Origin of the sequence: Wolbachia endosymbiont of Rhagoletis cingulata, from assembly GCF_048537655.1 — a bacterium.
Taxonomy (GTDB): domain Bacteria; phylum Pseudomonadota; class Alphaproteobacteria; order Rickettsiales; family Anaplasmataceae; genus Wolbachia; species Wolbachia pipientis.
Window position 1 is genome coordinate 360,877 of record NZ_CP175927.1, and the last position, 16,547, is coordinate 377,423.

Sequence of the window (16,547 nt, forward strand, 5' to 3'; positions counted from 1 at the left end):
AATTTAAATGAATAGAAAATGGTATGCAGGAAAATGTAAAGAAGTTATTGAAAGACTGTCTTATCCATTTAGGGGAGTTAGCTTTATATAAATCAAAGGATAAGTCATATATGGTACAGGTATTAAAGCAACAGCCAGATAAATTATACGAGATTGGTGAAGGACAATTTGTGGAAGAAACTTTAGCGTTAGAAGTAAGTGCGTTTGATGTACTGCAGCCAATTGTAGGAGATATTTTTGTTATAGGTGACCGTAAATATAAAGTATATTCTCCACCGCTGCAAGATAATTCAGGAATGGTATGGAAAATTCGAGCGTCAGGAGTATAAATGCGTATTAACACCGGTAGTATTATACAAAGTATAGATGCTGAAAGGAAAAAAGTGGAAAAAGCGACAGTGAGTGCATTAAACAAAACAGCAATATGGCTAAAATCAAAAGCAGCTAAGGAAATCAGTGAGGAAAAGAGAATAAAATTAAGTTTGATAAGAAAGAGATTAAGAATTTTTAAGGCGAAAACTAGCAGATTAGAAGTGTTAATTAGAGCAAATCTCTATGACATTAGAGCATCGACAATTGGTAAAATACAAAAAACAAGAAGAGGATCGAAAGTAGGAAAGCATGAGTTTATAGGAGGATTTGCAGCAGTTATGCCAAAAGGAAATAGCGGTATTTTTAAACGTGAAGGAAGAGCAGCATTACCAATAAAGGAGGTTAAATTGCCATTGGAACCAGAAGCATCAAAAGTAATAAGAGATCTTGTTAATTATGAGGTTGAGAAAGTGTTTGAAAAGTTCTTTGAGGGTGATATTACAAAAAATGTATGAATTGGCAAGATTTACATCAAGCAATTTGCACTAAGTTAAAAGAAGAAATATCAGCAATACAGACGTGCGAAATTTATCCAGCAATAAGGAAAGAATTATTAGCGCCAGCGGTGTTTGTAGAACTTAGCAGTCTTGAAAAAGGAGATGATCCTGGAACAGAAGAGTTAGCGCTGAAAGCAAGATTTGAAGCACGAATAGTAGTTGATAGTACAGTAGAGAATGCCTCAATAATTGTGAGATCATTAGCCACAGAAGTTGCAAAAGTAGTAAATAAAAATACTTGGAATGTGGAAAATGTTTCACCAGGAGAATTTATATCAGGAGGAGGAGATGACTTTAGACCAGAGCTCGATGCATATTTAGTGTGGATGGTTGAATGGGTGCATACAATACACGTAGGTCGATCTATTTGGGAAGAAGGAAAATTTATGCCACACAAAATAGAAATCGGTGAAATAAATGTTAGAAAATAATTTTGCAATTTCGGAATTACAGAGGAAAATGGCCAACATTGTTCGTATAGGAGTTGTAAAAGAAGTAGATTATGAAAAAGCAAAAGTAAGAGTTAAAATAGGCGAATTTTTAACAGATTGGTTGCCATGGATAACAAGCAAAGCAGGAAAAGATAGAGATTGGTCTCCGCCAGATATTGATGAACAAGTTGTGGTATTTTCTCCTCTTGGTGAACTATCATTAGGAGTAGTATTACCAGGAATATATCAGGAAAAGTACCCTGCACTAGAAAATAAAAAAGAAATAAATAGTATAAAGTTTCAAGATGGGACGAAGTTTACATGTGATAAGGAAAAACATCATTTAGAGATTGAAGTAGTGGACAAAATAACACTGAAGGCTGGGGAATCGAGTATAGAAATGACAAAAGGTAGTATTAAATTAAAAGCAAGAAGAATAGACTTGAATTAATATATATGAGTAAAGCAATTGTTTGCATAGGAGATCATTGTACAGGTATGCCGGTTCATGTCTGTGTGAGCGGGAGTGAAGATGTATTTGTTAATGGTAGACCTGCTTGTCGTAAGGGTGACATCTTGACTATTGGGGAAACAGTAACGCAAGGATCAAACAATGTATTTGTAAATGGTATTGGTGTAGCGAGAACAGGTGATGTGGTATCCTGTAGTTTTCAAATAGTAAGTAAAAATCAAAGTGTGTTTTCAAAATAAAAAAACTAAAATAATCGAAAAATGAGAGGAATGGATGTTAAAACAGGAAGAGCGTTAGAAGGAATAGAACATTTAAAGCAATCGATAATTGATATACTGACCACTCCAGTAAACAGTAGAATAATGAGGAGAAGTTATGGTTCAAGGCTACTTGAATTAGTTGATAAACCGATAAATAGAGATTTAACACTTGAGATATATGCAGCAACAGCAGAAGCTTTAGAAAAATGGGAAAAGAGATTTAAGTTAGAAAAAGTAAAAGTTGAAGGAGTAAAAGAAGGGAGAGTAACATTGAATTTAGAAGGTGTCTATCTTCCAGAAGGCAAGTTCATAAATATTAGCGGAATAGTTGTTTAGAAATGCAGACATCTAATATTATTGAAAAACTAAGCTATGAGGAAATATTTTCGAGAATGAAGGAAGAGCTAATAAATCGAGACGCAAGTTTTACAGCATTAGTTGAAAGTGACCCAGCGATGAAGGTTTTGGAAGTTGCAGCATGGAGGGAATTGTTACTAAGACAAAGAATAAATGAATCAGTAAAGAGCAATTTACTAAAATTTGCGAAAGGAGAAGATCTTGATAATTTAGCTGAGTTTTATGGAGTGGAGAGGCAGAAAGAAGAAGAGGACGAACGATTTAGAAAAAGAATTAAAGCAAAAATAAAGGGGTGGTCAACAGGAGGAAGCAAAGAGTATTATCGTTATCATGCACTGTCGGCAGATAGTAGAGTAAAAGATGCATTAGTAGAATCACCTATACCAGGGAAAGTACAAATTTCAATCTTATCAACAACAACTGGCATGGTGTCAGAAGAACTACTTGAAATTGTAAAAAAGCAGGTTACTAGAGATGATATAAGGGTTTTAACCGATACGATAACAGTAATTGGCTGCAATATTATGGAAATAGATATTCACAGCAGAATGAGCATAAGTCCTATAATATCGAAGGAGGAAATCAAGAAGCAGTTTATTAAGAAGTTTGAATTAGCAAAAAGATTAGGGTGGAGTGTGACAAGATCTTGGATAATAGCAAACCTATTTGTAGAGGGTGTAGAAAACGTAGAATTAATCGAGCCAAAAGAAGATGTTGTGATTATGGGAAATGAATGTGCAAATTTGAGAAATTTAAAGGTTGAGTAATGTTATTGCCACCAAATGCAACAAAACAGGAAAAAGCGCTAGTAGATGCAACAGATTATAAGGTTGATATCCAAAAAGGATTTAAGTTTAGTCTTAAAGAAGAAACATTGCCGTGGATAATAGAAGAATATGGCTTAGAAGGAATACTGCGCTGGGTAAAAGATAGAAGAAAAGCCGTAGTAGAAGGAGTAAAATTTCAAAGACTGAGAGGAACACCCGCATCACTAAAAATAGCGCTAAAATGGGCAAATATAGAAGACATTACAATTATCGAAGAACCACCTGGCAAGCACTTTTTTGAATTACAGATAGGAATAAAAGATGTACCTAATGACTTTTTTGTAGATGCAGTAATAGAGCTAGCAAAATTGTCATTACCAGCAAGATCGCGGCTAATGAGGATTTTCAATAATCACTATAATGTTAGCAGATTTATTTTAGATGAAAGCTTTTTTGGAAGTTTGTTATCGGATTACTCAGGGATAAAAATTGAAAAAGATGGACCAGTATTATCGTTTGGAAGAGTAAATTTTTTCAGGTTTAGTGGTGAATCAATTAAGGTTATAGAGAGTTATCTACGTAACCATTATGAGCAAGCATTTAGTAATGACATATATCGGTTAGATGTAGCAGTGCTTGGGGAAACAGAGCCTCACACGAAGGATTACAAAGGCATCTATGAAAGAAATCATCAGTGGTATAACTTAAAAGCACTACATCCATTACCACAGAGCTTATTGCCAGAAATAAAGTTTGCAAAAGCACAGATAGTCTTATCAGACAACAGTTGGAATTTAGGAGAAATAAACGCATGTTTTCCAGTTGGTAGTGTAGAGGAAAGAGGAAATAAATTTGTATTGGGAAGCAATAAACTTTCAGTGCAATATTGGAGTTTAAAACACAAGCCAATTTTAGAAAGGTTTAGCGTTACTCACCATTACAAGGTAGAAGATTTTACCAATCAAAAAGTTATAAGATTTGGTATAGCAGAGCACAATATTCATTTTGAAAGTGAATTAGATTTAGAGCAAAAAGACTCAATACACGAATTAGAAAATTACATTTTAGTATTTTACCCGGGAGTACTGAAGTGGCACGAACATCGACATTTGCACAGAAGTTGGAAAAATAGTCAAGTAATATGTGTAATAAGTTAAGTACTTATATTTAGATCCTCATATATTATATTAACAATAGTTTAAAGTGTATGAAATAAAAAGAAAAGGACTTGCTTTCTCATGCTAAAAAGGACATGACTTGAATAGCAGCAGGTAAACATAAGAAATTTATCTGGCGCTAGAAAAGCTAATTTTGTGAGGTAAGTATGAAGTTTAGCAAAGAATCTTTTAGTAAGTTTTTTAAAGAAGTATCAAGTAAAAATATTAACAAAAAAAATGAAGAAGGAGAGACGATCTTGCATCAAGCAGTAGAAATCTCTGATTACAAAACAGTGAGATTATTAATAAAAAAAGGGGCAGAGGGTGTGCCGTAGAGATACAAAGAATGTTCAAGTAAGAGCAAACTAAGTGCAAAAGCTGCACAGTAGATGAGGGTAGGTCCCTCGGAGCCGGTTTACAAGAGCAGGCTTCAAACAACCATAAGCTGCTTTGGTAAAGAGCCAAGGTAGTGAGCGTTATGGAAAAGGCATAATTATATGTCATGTAAGGAATAGAGAGATGAACGAAAGTGAACCACTGATGAAGTGTCGAAACCTTTTAAATGACGTCAAAACCAGGGGGTCGTTTGTAACCTGGGATAAATCTATCGGGAGCTTGTTTACTGGATAGATGGCGTCCGGCATAAAGGTGGCATGAATCCATTTCAGGCTATTGTGTGGAACTACGGGAACCTGTCGTTTCGATGATAAGGGAGAAATCCAAGGAGCTAAACTCTAAGGATGAGAGTACCGATGCGAAAAACAGGGGCGGATCAGCTCGTAGTAGTGAAGAAGTTTCTGTAATGGAAATCGAGAGAAGGGGCTGAGTTATTTAGTTTTAATGATTTATCAACCGAAAGGGAGGAGTTAATGAGTAAAACAAAGTCTTTTGATATATCAAAGCAACTTATTTGGAGAGCTTATAAACAAGTATCGAAAAATAAAGGTGCTGCTGGTGTGGATGAGGTTTCGATAACAAAGGTTGAAGAAAATCTAAAAGATAATCTGTACAAACTATGGAATAGGATGTCATCCGGAAGTTATTTTCCAGAGCCGGTAAAAGCTGTTGCGATACCAAAAGATACAGGAGGGCAAAGAATTTTATGTGTTCCTTCAGTATTCGACAGGATAGGGCAAACGGCTGCTGCTATGTATCTAGAGCCGCTGGTAGAACCAAAATTTCATGAGGATTCATATGGTTATAGACCAAATAAGTCTGCACTGGATGCGGTAGATACAGCTCGTAAAAGATGCTGGAGGTACGATTGGACGATAGATCTTGATATATCTGGATTTTTCGACAATTTGGACCACGGCTTGGCATTGCAAGCTATCAAAAAGCACACAGACTGCAAATGGGTCATACTGTATGTTGAGAGGTGGATGAAAGCCCCCATTCAGCAAGCAGATGGCAGTAAGGTAGTTAGGGATAAAGGAGTTCCGCAAGGAGGTTCAGTTAGCCCAATCATCTCTAATATATTCATGCATCATGTGTTTGATATATGGATGAAAAAGAACTACCCGACGGTACCATTTGAGAGGTATGTGGATGATGCGATAGTGCACTGCAGAACAGAGAAACAGGCAGAGTTTGTGAAAGTAATGATCGAAGAAAGATTGGCTGAGTATAAGTTGAAATTACATCCTGAAAAGACACAGATAGTGTACTGTAAGGATGACAATAGGAGTGGTGGATTTCCTAAACAAAGTTTTGATTTTCTGGGTTACACATTCAGACCCAGGTTAGCAAGAAATAAAATAGGGAAATATTTTGTCTCATTTCTCCCAGCAATTAGCAACAAGGCCAAGAAAAAGATTACTACAACCATAAGGTCATGGAAAATGCTACGAAATACGCATATAACATTAGAGGAGATGTCAGGAAAAGTAAATCCAATAGTCAGAGGCTGGTATCAGTACTATGGCAAATTTTACAGAACTGAAGTATACAAATCTCTAAAGAATATAGAGCGGCATCTAGAAAAGTGGGTGAAAAGGAAATATAAGAGACTCAGGAGTCACGGAAGACTAGCAAGACAATTTCTAGGAAAGGTGAGAAAGAGGTCTCCGGATATTTTCTATCACTGGACACTAGGGTTAGGCCAAAAGGCTGAATAATGGAAGCTGTATAAATCAAGAGGTTTACGTACAGTTTTGCGAGAGACTGGTGGGGAAGTTCCACTGGTCTACTCTCCTAAATGCGGAAGAATATGGAAATAAGTGCATACCTCTACACCTTGCGTGCATGGTAGGTGAAAAAGAAATAGTGGAGGAGCTAGTGAAAGCTGGAGGAGAAATAGAGCAAGCGGACAAATTTGGAATGACAGCGATAGATTATGTGAAAACCAGTAAAGAAGTAACTGAAGTATTGAAGAAAGAAATAGACAGAATTGAAAAGCTATTTATGAGAGGATAGAAAATATGGAGGAAGAAATAGAAAAGAAAGTAATGAATTTAGAGAGAAAACCTTTGGATGAGCTGAGAAAAATGTGGAAGAAGGCATATGGAGAAGAAGCGCCTAAACATTCAAAGAAATATCTGATACCAAGATTAGCTTATAGAATGCAGGAAAAAGTATATGGAGAAATGTCAAGAAAAGGATTAAAAAGACTAGAGTATCTGGCAGATCGGCTAGAGAAGGGAAAAAGAATAAGTAGCGATAAATTACCAGTAGAAGGGACAGAATTAATACTAGAGAGAGGTGAAGAGACGCATGCAGTAATGGTAACAGATAAGGGTTTAATCTACAGAGAAGGATTTTATATGTCATTATCAGCAGTAGCAGGAAAAATAATGGGAATGAGCTATAATGGACCTTTATTATTCGGGATGCGTGATAAAAATGGGAGCTGAAGAGGAGAAAATGCTAAAAGAGGTAAGGTGCGCGATATATACAAGAAAATCAAATGAGGATGGACTAGGTGTGCCGTAGAAGCGATCAGTTGAAGCTGCACAATAGATGAGGGTAGGTCCCTCGGAGCCGGTTTACAAGAGCAGGCTTCAAACAGCCATAAGCTGCTTTGGTAAAGAGCCATGGTAGTGAGCGTTATGGAAAAGGCGCAATTATGCGTCATGTGTAAAATGGAGAGGCGAATGCAAATGAACCACTGATGAAGTGTCGAAACTTCATAGAAGATGTCAAAACCAGGTGTTCTAGCCTAACCTGGGATAAATCTATCGGAAACTTGTTTACTGGATAGATGGCGTCCGGCATATAGGTGGCGCGGATCCATTTTGGGCTATTGTGTAGAACTGCGGGAACCTGTCATTTCGATGATAAGGGAGAAATCCAAGAAGCTAAACTTCAAGGATGAGAGTACCGATGCGAAGAACAGGGGCGGATCAGCTCGTAGTAGTGAAGAAATTTCTGTAATGGAAATGGAGCGAAGGGGCTGAGTTATTCAGTTTTAATTATTTATCAACCGAAAGGGAGGAGTTAATGAGTAAAACAAAGTCTTTTGATATACCGAAGCAAGTTATTTGGAGAGCTTATAAACAAGTATCGAAAAATAAGGGTGCTGCTGGTGTAGATGAGGTTACGATAACAAAGTTTGAAGAAAATCTAAAAGATAATCTGTACAAGCTATGGAATCGAATGTCATCTGGAAGTTATTTTCCAGAGCCTGTAGAAGCTGTAGCAATACCAAAAGGTACAGAAGGGGGACAAAGAATTTTATGTGTCCCTTCAGTATCGGACAGGATAGCGCAGACAGCAGCTACAATGTATCTAGAACCGTTAGTAGACCCGAAGTTTCATGAAGATTCATATGGTTATAGACCAAACAAATCTGCACTGGATGCGGTAGGAACTGCGAGGAAAAGATGCTGGTGGTACGATTGGACGATAGATCTTGATATAGCAGGATTTTTCGACAATTTGGACCACGAGTTGGCATTGCGAGCTATCAAAAGGCACACAGACTGCAAATGGGTCATACTGTATGTTGAAAGATGGATGAAAGCGCCAATTCAGCAAGCAGATGGAAGTAAGGTAGTTAGGGATAAAGGAGTTCCGCAAGGAGGTTCAATAAGCCCGCTGATCTCAAACATATTTATGCATCATGTATTTGATGAGTGGATGAGACGAAAGTGCCCAACAATACCATTTGAGAGGTATGTAGATGATGCGATAGTGCACTGCAAGAGTAGTAGACAGGCGGAATTTATGAGGGTAGCAATTGAAGAAAGACTGGCTGAGTATAAGCTAAAATTACATCCTGCAAAGACACAAATTGTGTACTGCAAGGATGACAATAGGAAAAATGAATTTCCTAAACAAAGTTTTGATTTTCTGGGTTACACATTTAGACCCAGGTTAGCAAGAAATAAAATAGGAAAGCATTTTGTTTCATTTCTTCCCGCAATTAGCAACAAGGCCAAGAAAAATATTACTACAACCATAAGGTCCTGGAAAATACTACGAAATACACACAAAACATTAGAGGAAATATCAAAGACAGTAAATCCAATAGTCAGAGGCTGGTATCAGTACTATGGCAGGTTTTACAGGAAAGAGATATATAAACCTCTGAGAAACATAGAGCAGCACCTAGAAAAGTGGGTCAGAAGAAAGTATAAGAAGCTTCGAAATCATGGAAGACTAGCGAGGCAACTTCTAGGAAAAATGAGGAAAGAAGGGACAAATACTTTTTACCACTGGACACTAGCTTTAGGTCAAAAGACTGAATAATGGGAGCTGTGTGAGTCGCGAGGGTGCGCCGTGGTACGCATTAAGAAATACTTAGCAGAGCTAAGCGGGGTTCAGAATAAATGGCCTCGAGGTGAACAACTAACTTTAACCCGAAAGGGAAGGAGGACAAGAGCATGTATGTAAAGCGAGAGTTATCTGAAGATGTGTAAGATAACGGCTTGCAACACCTGATCAATATGGTTAAAGCTAAACTGCTTGAATTCTAATCTTCAGGGGTGGGACTTCACATCCATGGGTATCGCATTTAAAACCCCATGTCTACGGTAAGCACAGATTAAACTTTCGTTTGTGTGACATTCTGGCTGTAGAACGATAAGTAGTGAACTTATTTAAGAGGATGAATGGAAAACCTAAGTTGATCTAGAACAGTTCTTAGTGACGGAACATGGGATGACCTAAGGAACGCGAGTTCTATGGTTACGGAGTCATCGTAGTAGTCGTGAAAGTAACGAATCACCGGGGAGCGTGGGAAAGCCACATACAGGGCAAAGGGTGACAGATAATTGAATGTTGAAATTGGGAGGTACGCAAGATGCGGAAAGCTGAAACAATACTTAACATTATACGTGAACGTGGACAAAGAAATTTGCCGGTTAAAAACGTATATCGCCTACTTTATCAGCGTGATCTTTACCTTCGAGCGTATGGCAAACTTTGTCGTAATAAAGGTGCTATGACAGAAGGTGTGACAACTGAAACAGTTGATGGTATGTCTTTGGAGAAAATCGATAAAATCATAGAGGATTTACGCTATGAGCGATATCGGTGGACACCAGTAAAACGTATCTATATTTTAAAGAAGAGTGGTAAACGCAGGCCGTTAGGATTGCCAACATGGTCAAATAAGTTACTTCAAGAAGTAATCCGATTAATATTGGAAGCCTACTATGAGCCTAAATTTAGTGAATGTTCACATGGATTTCGACCAAAGCGTGGATGCCACACTGCATTAAGAGCAGTAATGCAAAAAGGCAGAGGTACAAAATGGTTTATAGAGGGAGATCTCAGTGCATGTTATGACTCAATTGATCATACTATGTTGTTGAAAATACTGAGTGAAAGCTTCCAAGATAACCGTTTTATTCAGCTAATCAATCGACTGCTAAAAGCAGGATATATGGAAAATTGGAAGTACAATAAGAGTCATAGTGGGGTACCACAAGGTTCTATTATTGGTCCAATTTTGAGTAACATATTACTCGATCGGTTAGATAAACATGTGGAACATATACTAATACCAGCAAATAACCGAGGTAAGCGAAGAAAGACAAATCCAAAATATTTAAGGTTAACCATGCAAGTATCGATGATGAGAAAACAAGGGAACTGGGATCAAGCAAAACAACTGCGTCAATTAGTGCAGGGTATGCCATCTAAGGATTCTTGTGATCTAAATTATCGACGTCTTTGGTATGTTAGGTATGCTGATGATATTCTGGTAGGGTTTGCAGGACCAAAAAATGAAGCTGAACAAATTAAAAATGAGATTGCTAAATTCCTCAATGAGGAGCTCAAACTTATGCTTAATGAAGATAAAACGCTTATTACACACGCGTGTGATAGCAAAGCCAATTTTTTAGGTTATAAAATACACGTCTTGCATGCAGATGATAAACATGATCATCGGACACAACGATGTATTAACGGTAGTATTGGGTTACGTGTACCACATCATATAAAGCAGAAAAAGTGTTCTGAATATATGCGTTGTGGAAAGCCTATACATTTACCTCAACGTACACTTGATACAGCTTACAGTATTGTTGCTCAGTATCAAACTGAATATCGAGGAATTGTACAATATTACAAAATGGCCTACAACCTTCACACACTAAGTTATTTGAAGTATGTGATGGAAGTATCATTAGTAAAGACTTTAGCATCTAAATACAAAACAACTTGCAGGAAAATTTATAGAAAATTTGGTGCAATGATTGAAAACGACGAAGGTGAAAAACGAAAAGTCATCCAAGTCAGAGTAGATCGTTTACCATCAAAGATACCATTAATTACACACTTTGGTGCTGTGTCACTAAAATGGAATAAATGGGTAAGTATAAGTGATAACCTTATACCAATATGGAATAAGCGTAGTGAAATAGAGCAAAGACTATTGGCACAAACTTGTGAATTATGTAAATCACAAGAGCAGATTGAAGTACATCACGTACGTAAACTTGCTGATTTGCTAGGTAAACGTAATACTGAGCTACCGAAATGGAAAAAGAGAATGATTGAACGACAGAGGAAGACTCTTGTTGTTTGTCATGAATGCCATAAGAAAATCCAATATGGAAAATATGATGGTGACTCCTTAAAACGTTAGATTATTGGAGAGCCACGTGATACGGAAACGATCATGCGTGGTTCGGAGAGGGGTTGTTGGAAAAGTACTTAACAAGTAACTCGCTGGCTGCCCACTCTACTTCATGCACAGTTCTGCGAGAGACTGGTGGGGAAGTTCCGCCGGTCTACTCTCCAAATCTCAGTACCTTTTTCATCACCAGATTCTGCATCATAAAATACATCCTGATCCTCAGAAAGACTCATTAAATAACTTTTAGCAGCATCAACATTTAAATGATCAGGTTGCTTAGGAACGTTATCAATATTTAAATAATCCAAACTATTAGCTCGTTGCTTTTGCTCACTGGAAAGAACCTCAAGATTTAAATAATCCAAACGAGTTAGTTCTTGCATGCTAGGTTTAGATCCATCTTCACGCTTAAACTGCTCTTCCGGACTAGAAACCTTAGTACCATAAATCCTACTGTACAAGCTGCTTCCAACGCTGTTAAGTGCTCCTCTTACAGATGCAATTGACGCATCATAAGTATTTTTCAAGCCACCTCCAATACCACTAAGTGTTCCTTTTGTAGACTCAGTTGATGGCACATAATTATCGTAAGCATATTTGCCAGAATACAAGACACCATTAACTGCTTCTTTTGCAAACCAAACAGCGCTATTAACTGTTCCTTTTGCAAGCTGAACAGTGCCATCAGCAATTGCCACTTTTAATTTGTCTTCTTCTATCTTTTTATTTTTTTCAGCTAGTTGAGTTTTTTGCTCAGAACTTTTCTGCTTTTGAGTGCGTACTTGATCTTTTAACTTAGAATTTTCTTCCTCTTGAGCTTCCACTTTATTTTTTAACTTAGAATTTTCTTCCTCTTTAGTTTTTACTTCCGCTTCTTTTTTAGCTAGTTGAGTTTTTTGCCCAGAAATTGTTTGCTCTTGAGCTTTCATTTTATTTTTTAACTCAGAATTTGTTTTGTTCTCACTAATTGCTTGATACGAAAGTGCAATAGCTACAGCAGAAAATACAGCACCACCAATAATAAATGGAAGGCCAACACTTAATGCTGCAACTGGAGCTAAGAAACCAATATAAGGAGCTGCAGCAAACACTCCAGATGCTAATAAAGTTAAAGCAGCCAGAGTTCCAGCTATATAATAGGGTACATTGTTTTTATTCATCATCTCACGTATTATAAAATATAATACCATTATAAAAGGATTTTTAAGAAGTTGTCAAGCTATCTTTACATAAAAAAAATAATTGATAAACTTGGGAACAAGAAGATTGCTGTCAAGCTATGAACTATGCCTTTCCGTGTAATCTTTAAATGCACCTCTGTTAGAGTCAAAATATAGCTTCACACTGCCAATTGGCCCGTTCCTCTGCTTTGCAATAACAAGCTCTGCAATATTTCTAATTTTCTCCATTTTCTCTTGCCATTCCCGATGTTTATTGTTTCCTTCACTTGGTTGCTTTCTCAATTCGTAGTATTCTTCTCTATAGAGAAACATTACTATATCTGCGTCTTGCTCTATGCTCCCTGAATCACGTAAATCAGAAAGTTGTGGTTTTTTATCATCCCTCTGCTCAACAGAACGAGAGAGCTGAGATAGTGCAACAATGGGAATATTTAGCTCCTTTGCAATTGCTTTCAAACCCTGCGTCACTTCCGAGATTTCTTGCACTCTATTTTCATTACTCCTTTTTGTTGTTCCTCTGATTAGCTGCAAATAATCAATGAATACCACTTCTACATTATATAATTGATACAGCAAGCGTATTCTGGTGCGAAGGGCACTAATTGATAGCGCAGGGGTGTCATCTATGATGAAAGGCAGTTCAGATAATTCTGTACTAGTATTGATAAATTCATGCAATTCAAAATCACTAATTCTCCCGGTTAATGCCTTATAATAACTAATCCCTGAATCTATAGTGATCAGCCTTGCAGTTAATTGCTCTGCTGACATTTCAAGCGAGAAAAACGCTACATAGTGTTGCTTATCTGCTCTTTTTTGCAACATCTTACAAGCATTAAGTGCGATGTTTAGCGCCAATGCTGTTTTACCCATAGAAGGCCTTGCAGCTAAAATTAATAAATCAGATTTTTGTAGACCACCAAGAAGCTGATTTAGATCTTGAAGTCCGGTTGTAACGCCTAGCGCTTCTGGATTATTTTTCAGTGTGCTGATCTTCTCAACTACATCTTTAATTGAACTTGCAAGTTTTATATATGTTTTCTCACCTTGTTTTTTTACTGCCAAATTGAACAATTTTGTCATTGCTTGTTCAATTTGCGCCTGTGCAGGATTTTCAATATCGTAGTTGTAGCTATCACCAACTATTTCTTGCCCGAGCTTGATTAAACATCTCCTTAAGTAAGTATCACGGATTATTCTAGTCAAACTATAAATATCAAGTGCAATACTTGCCTTCGCTGCAAGCTTTGCTAAGTACTCTACCCCGCCACACTCGGTAAACGCTTGGTCGTTCTCAAAAAACATTTTGAGGCTCAGTTCATTGGCAACTATACCGTGTTTCCTGGTTTTAGATATTTGCGTAAAAATACTTTGATGCAGTGGATCATAGAAATTTTCTGCTGTAATTGTGTCTTCAACTGCATCACAGATTCTATTATCACGAATCATTGCACCAATAAGCATCTGTTCAGCTTCTAAATTATGCGGTAATTTACATATTTCCTTATCTACACTTCTTGAACTGAGGAGATTGGCTAATTCATTCATTTTAAGTTTTGAGAGTAACTGTTGATTATTGTAGAATATTTAGTCCTCATTTGAAAGATGTAAAGGCAAAAAAATTTGACTAATTCCGTGTTGCCTATAGCATTAAAACTTAATGCCCCTGTGGTGGAATGGTAGACACGGCAGACTCAAAATCTGTTGCTTGCAAAAGCATGCTGGTTCAAGTCCGGCCAGGGGCACGTTAAATATTGGAAAGTATATATATGTTACATAAATTTTTTAATCGTTTATTTTCTATTTTTTCTTCTATAAATGTTATTCAAAAGGTAAAGAAAGATGAAAATGGGATATGTTATGTAACGGGCCTCAGGCGCTATATATCAGTATTGCTTGATTTAATTATTATCGTTTTGTTCTTGCAGTTTTGCAGCCAAGCCTTTAATCAGCTCTTTACAAACTCAGAGGATAGCAAAATATTCAGCCAAGTTGCTGCAAAATCCCCAATGCAAGTGCCACTTTCTATAGAAGAAAAGGCAATGCAGAGTAGACTTGTAAAATTAATGATTCTAAATCAAATAGTCCAGTTTATTATGCTCTTTTGCTATGTAATATATATGTGGGTAAAGTTTGCTACTACACCTGGAAAACTATTATTTGGGCTTAGAGTTGTGGATGCACAAACTTTCGAAAAGATGACCCTAAAACAAGCAACAAAGAGATTTTTTTCCTTTATATTGTCAGTTGCACCATTGTTCTTGGGCTTTTTATGGTCAAATTTCAACAAACGCTGTCAAACTTGGCACGATAAGATCGCAGGCACAGTGGTTGTCACGAGTAAAAGCCTTAGAAGGCAGAGCTAAAAACTACTTGACACCCTTCGCCAGCCCCTTTATCATGATAGTGAAGGTATTCAGTTATCTTCATCTGTGCAGATTAAACAGCAAGAAAACAACGTAGTTGGCGTCTTATTTTTAATTTTTTGCACTATGTGCACCTTATGTCTTCACAACATTTCTGGGTTTTTACCTATATAAGCTGAAACGCGCTTATAAGTCGTTTAAGACAGTATAGTACGCCAATTTGCAGGATTAGAGAGTGACAACTAGCTAACGCGGGGTTTCTTTTGCCTTTTTTTCTGCTTAGTAAATTTCTTAAACATTTAAACTAAGGTGAGTTGCGTTTAAAAGCAGCTAAATTGCAGTGTTTAAGATTTAAAAAACGCCAAATACTGAAAATAGACAATGACTAGGGCTTCTTTTGCCTTTTTTTTCATTTGGTAAATTTCTTAATGTTTGTAGCTAAACGACAACCGTCATCCCTGTAAAGATCAAGTATCCCGCTACTTGTTAGCGGGACCTAGAGATACCGCGAATGAATCGCGGTATGACGGTTCACGGTGGCATGACGGTTAAGTAATTCGTCATCCCGCTACTTGTTAGCGGGATCTCTTGTTAGCGGATGAGATACCGCGAATGAATCGCGGTATGACGGTCTGCGGCGGTATGATGGTCTGCGGCGGTATGACGTAGAGCTCGCGTCAGCTACTTTCATGACACCATTTGCTGTCTTTAAAAATGAATGTTCTTACAATTGTGCGTCATGCGCTTTATTAAATATTTTACTTAAAAATCTAATTTCTTATTATACAAGAGATAAGCAATTCATTGATGATGAAAAATTACAAAAAGGGGCATAGAAAGCGCCTAAGAGAGAAAATTATTTTAGATAATGGACAATCATTACTTGATTATGAAGTTTTAGAGCACATTTTATATTCAGCATATAGTAGAATTGATGTAAAACCGGTGGCAAAGAGTTTGATAGAAAGTTTTGGCAGCTTAAATAAAGTTTTTAATGCTGACCTGGAAGCGCTGCAAAACGTTGATGATGTCAGCAATGCAGCGATATCTGCCATCTTTTGTGTAAAACAAGCCTTTGTTCGTTCTGCAAGAGAAGAAATAAAAAACCTGCCTGTAATCGATAACTGGGAAAAATTGCTTGATTATTTAAGAATAAGTATAGGAAGCCTCAATAAGGAAAATTTTCGTGTCATCTATATGAATAAAAAGTATCGTCTAATAGCGGAAGACTTGCAAAATATTGGTACAGTAGATCAAACTCCTCTTTATGTCAGAGAGATCATCAAGCGCGCACTTTTGATTGGTTCAACATCCATTGTAATATCTCACAATCATCCAAGCGGAGATACACAACCTTCAAATAGCGATATATCTCTCACTAGACAACTAGCAGAAGCTTGCCAAAGTATAGGAATAGAATTAATAGATCACATTATTATTACATTCAGTAGCTATTTTAGTTTCAAGGAAAATAGGTTGTTGTGAAAGCCTTTATAGCTACAGTAACTTAGATTTACCGACAATCGTCATTCCGCTACGTGTTAACGGCTAAGAGATACCGCGAATGAATCGCGGTATGACGTAGATTGCTGTCATCCCGCTGCTTGTTAGCGGCTGAGATACCGCCGCGGTATAGTAACTCGTCATCCCGCTACGTGTT

The 16,547-nt window shown here is 37.1% G+C and carries 18 protein-coding genes, 1 tRNA gene and 2 pseudogenes; 19 read left to right on the plus strand and 2 right to left on the minus strand.

The window, feature by feature from the left end:
* The first annotated feature begins 23 nt into the window (after positions 1 to 23).
* The 16 genes and pseudogenes from ACJZL3_RS01770 to ACJZL3_RS01845 all read left to right on the plus strand — a co-directional run bounded on the left by ACJZL3_RS01770 (position 24) and on the right by ACJZL3_RS01845 (position 11,349).
* The gene (locus tag ACJZL3_RS01770; protein ID WP_419198857.1) at positions 24 to 329 is read left to right on the plus strand and encodes a head-tail joining protein; all 306 of its coding nucleotides are present in this window, start codon (positions 24 to 26) and stop codon (positions 327 to 329) included.
* Positions 330 to 827 carry a phage tail protein gene (locus tag ACJZL3_RS01775; protein WP_419198858.1) on the plus strand — a complete coding sequence of 166 codons (498 nt, stop codon included), beginning with the start codon at positions 330 to 332 and terminating at the stop codon, positions 825 to 827.
* The gene (locus ACJZL3_RS01780; protein ID WP_419198859.1) at positions 824 to 1,300 is read left to right on the plus strand and encodes a hypothetical protein; all 477 of its coding nucleotides are present in this window, start codon (positions 824 to 826) and stop codon (positions 1,298 to 1,300) included. The genes ACJZL3_RS01775 and ACJZL3_RS01780 overlap by 4 nt, the downstream gene beginning before the upstream one ends.
* Positions 1,287 to 1,751, plus strand: a complete 465-nt coding sequence (locus ACJZL3_RS01785; RefSeq protein WP_419198860.1) for a phage baseplate assembly protein V — start codon at positions 1,287 to 1,289, stop codon at positions 1,749 to 1,751. Before ACJZL3_RS01780 ends, ACJZL3_RS01785 begins: the two co-directional genes overlap by 14 nt.
* Positions 1,752 to 1,756: 5 nt before the next feature.
* Entirely contained in the window at positions 1,757 to 2,011 is a 255-nt protein-coding gene (locus ACJZL3_RS01790) for a PAAR domain-containing protein (protein ID WP_419198861.1), read from the plus strand.
* Between the two features lie 21 nt (positions 2,012 to 2,032).
* The gene (locus tag ACJZL3_RS01795) at positions 2,033 to 2,368 is read left to right on the plus strand and encodes a GPW/gp25 family protein (RefSeq protein WP_419198862.1); all 336 of its coding nucleotides are present in this window, start codon (positions 2,033 to 2,035) and stop codon (positions 2,366 to 2,368) included.
* Between the two features lie 2 nt (positions 2,369 to 2,370).
* A complete protein-coding gene (locus tag ACJZL3_RS01800; RefSeq protein ID WP_419198863.1) occupies positions 2,371 to 3,156 on the plus strand; it encodes a baseplate assembly protein in 786 nt (261 codons plus the stop codon).
* Positions 3,156 to 4,313, plus strand: coding sequence for a phage tail protein (locus tag ACJZL3_RS01805; protein WP_419198864.1), 1,158 nt, complete (start codon positions 3,156 to 3,158; stop codon positions 4,311 to 4,313). The genes ACJZL3_RS01800 and ACJZL3_RS01805 overlap by 1 nt, the downstream gene beginning before the upstream one ends.
* Before the next feature lie 167 nt (positions 4,314 to 4,480).
* Positions 4,481 to 4,636, plus strand: a pseudogene (locus ACJZL3_RS01810) (ankyrin repeat domain-containing protein); the annotation flags it as partial.
* A 380-nt stretch (positions 4,637 to 5,016) separates the two neighbouring features.
* Complete coding sequence (locus ACJZL3_RS01815) at positions 5,017 to 5,139, plus strand: hypothetical protein (RefSeq protein WP_419198602.1); 123 nt, start codon at positions 5,017 to 5,019, stop codon at positions 5,137 to 5,139.
* 43 nt (positions 5,140 to 5,182) lie between these two features.
* Positions 5,183 to 6,430 (plus strand): group II intron reverse transcriptase/maturase, encoded by a 1,248-nt coding sequence (gene ltrA, locus ACJZL3_RS01820; RefSeq protein ID WP_419198601.1) that lies wholly within the window; start codon positions 5,183 to 5,185, stop codon positions 6,428 to 6,430.
* 76 nt (positions 6,431 to 6,506) lie between these two features.
* Positions 6,507 to 6,728, plus strand: a pseudogene (locus ACJZL3_RS01825) (ankyrin repeat domain-containing protein); the annotation flags it as partial.
* 5 nt (positions 6,729 to 6,733) lie between these two features.
* Entirely contained in the window at positions 6,734 to 7,165 is a 432-nt protein-coding gene (locus tag ACJZL3_RS01830; protein ID WP_419198865.1) for a DUF2924 domain-containing protein, read from the plus strand.
* A 420-nt stretch (positions 7,166 to 7,585) separates the two neighbouring features.
* The gene (locus ACJZL3_RS01835) at positions 7,586 to 7,708 is read left to right on the plus strand and encodes a hypothetical protein (protein ID WP_419198591.1); all 123 of its coding nucleotides are present in this window, start codon (positions 7,586 to 7,588) and stop codon (positions 7,706 to 7,708) included.
* A 43-nt stretch (positions 7,709 to 7,751) separates the two neighbouring features.
* Positions 7,752 to 9,002, plus strand: a complete 1,251-nt coding sequence (ltrA, locus tag ACJZL3_RS01840; RefSeq protein ID WP_419198671.1) for a group II intron reverse transcriptase/maturase — start codon at positions 7,752 to 7,754, stop codon at positions 9,000 to 9,002.
* Positions 9,003 to 9,555: 553 nt separating this feature from the next.
* Positions 9,556 to 11,349, plus strand: coding sequence for a reverse transcriptase/maturase family protein (locus ACJZL3_RS01845; protein WP_253309139.1), 1,794 nt, complete (start codon positions 9,556 to 9,558; stop codon positions 11,347 to 11,349).
* Between the two features lie 101 nt (positions 11,350 to 11,450).
* Here the strand turns inward: ACJZL3_RS01845 and ACJZL3_RS01850 are convergent, their stop codons facing one another.
* Together ACJZL3_RS01850 and ACJZL3_RS01855 are read right to left on the minus strand one after the other, a co-directional pair.
* Positions 11,451 to 12,530, minus strand: a complete 1,080-nt coding sequence (locus ACJZL3_RS01850) for a hypothetical protein (RefSeq protein ID WP_419198866.1) — start codon at positions 12,528 to 12,530, stop codon at positions 11,451 to 11,453.
* Between the two features lie 87 nt (positions 12,531 to 12,617).
* A complete protein-coding gene (locus ACJZL3_RS01855; RefSeq protein ID WP_010962532.1) occupies positions 12,618 to 14,069 on the minus strand; it encodes a replicative DNA helicase in 1,452 nt (483 codons plus the stop codon).
* Positions 14,070 to 14,183: 114 nt separating this feature from the next.
* Between ACJZL3_RS01855 and ACJZL3_RS01860 the strand changes: the two genes are divergently transcribed.
* The 3 genes from ACJZL3_RS01860 to radC all read left to right on the plus strand — a co-directional run bounded on the left by ACJZL3_RS01860 (position 14,184) and on the right by radC (position 16,372).
* Positions 14,184 to 14,266, plus strand: a tRNA-Leu gene (locus ACJZL3_RS01860).
* A gap of 24 nt (positions 14,267 to 14,290) precedes the next feature.
* Entirely contained in the window at positions 14,291 to 14,887 is a 597-nt protein-coding gene (locus tag ACJZL3_RS01865; protein WP_190321214.1) for an RDD family protein, read from the plus strand.
* A gap of 810 nt (positions 14,888 to 15,697) precedes the next feature.
* On the plus strand, positions 15,698 to 16,372 hold the full coding sequence (gene radC, locus ACJZL3_RS01870; protein ID WP_010962534.1) for a RadC family protein: 675 nt from the start codon (positions 15,698 to 15,700) through the stop codon (positions 16,370 to 16,372).
* Positions 16,373 to 16,547: the final 175 nt, after the last annotated feature.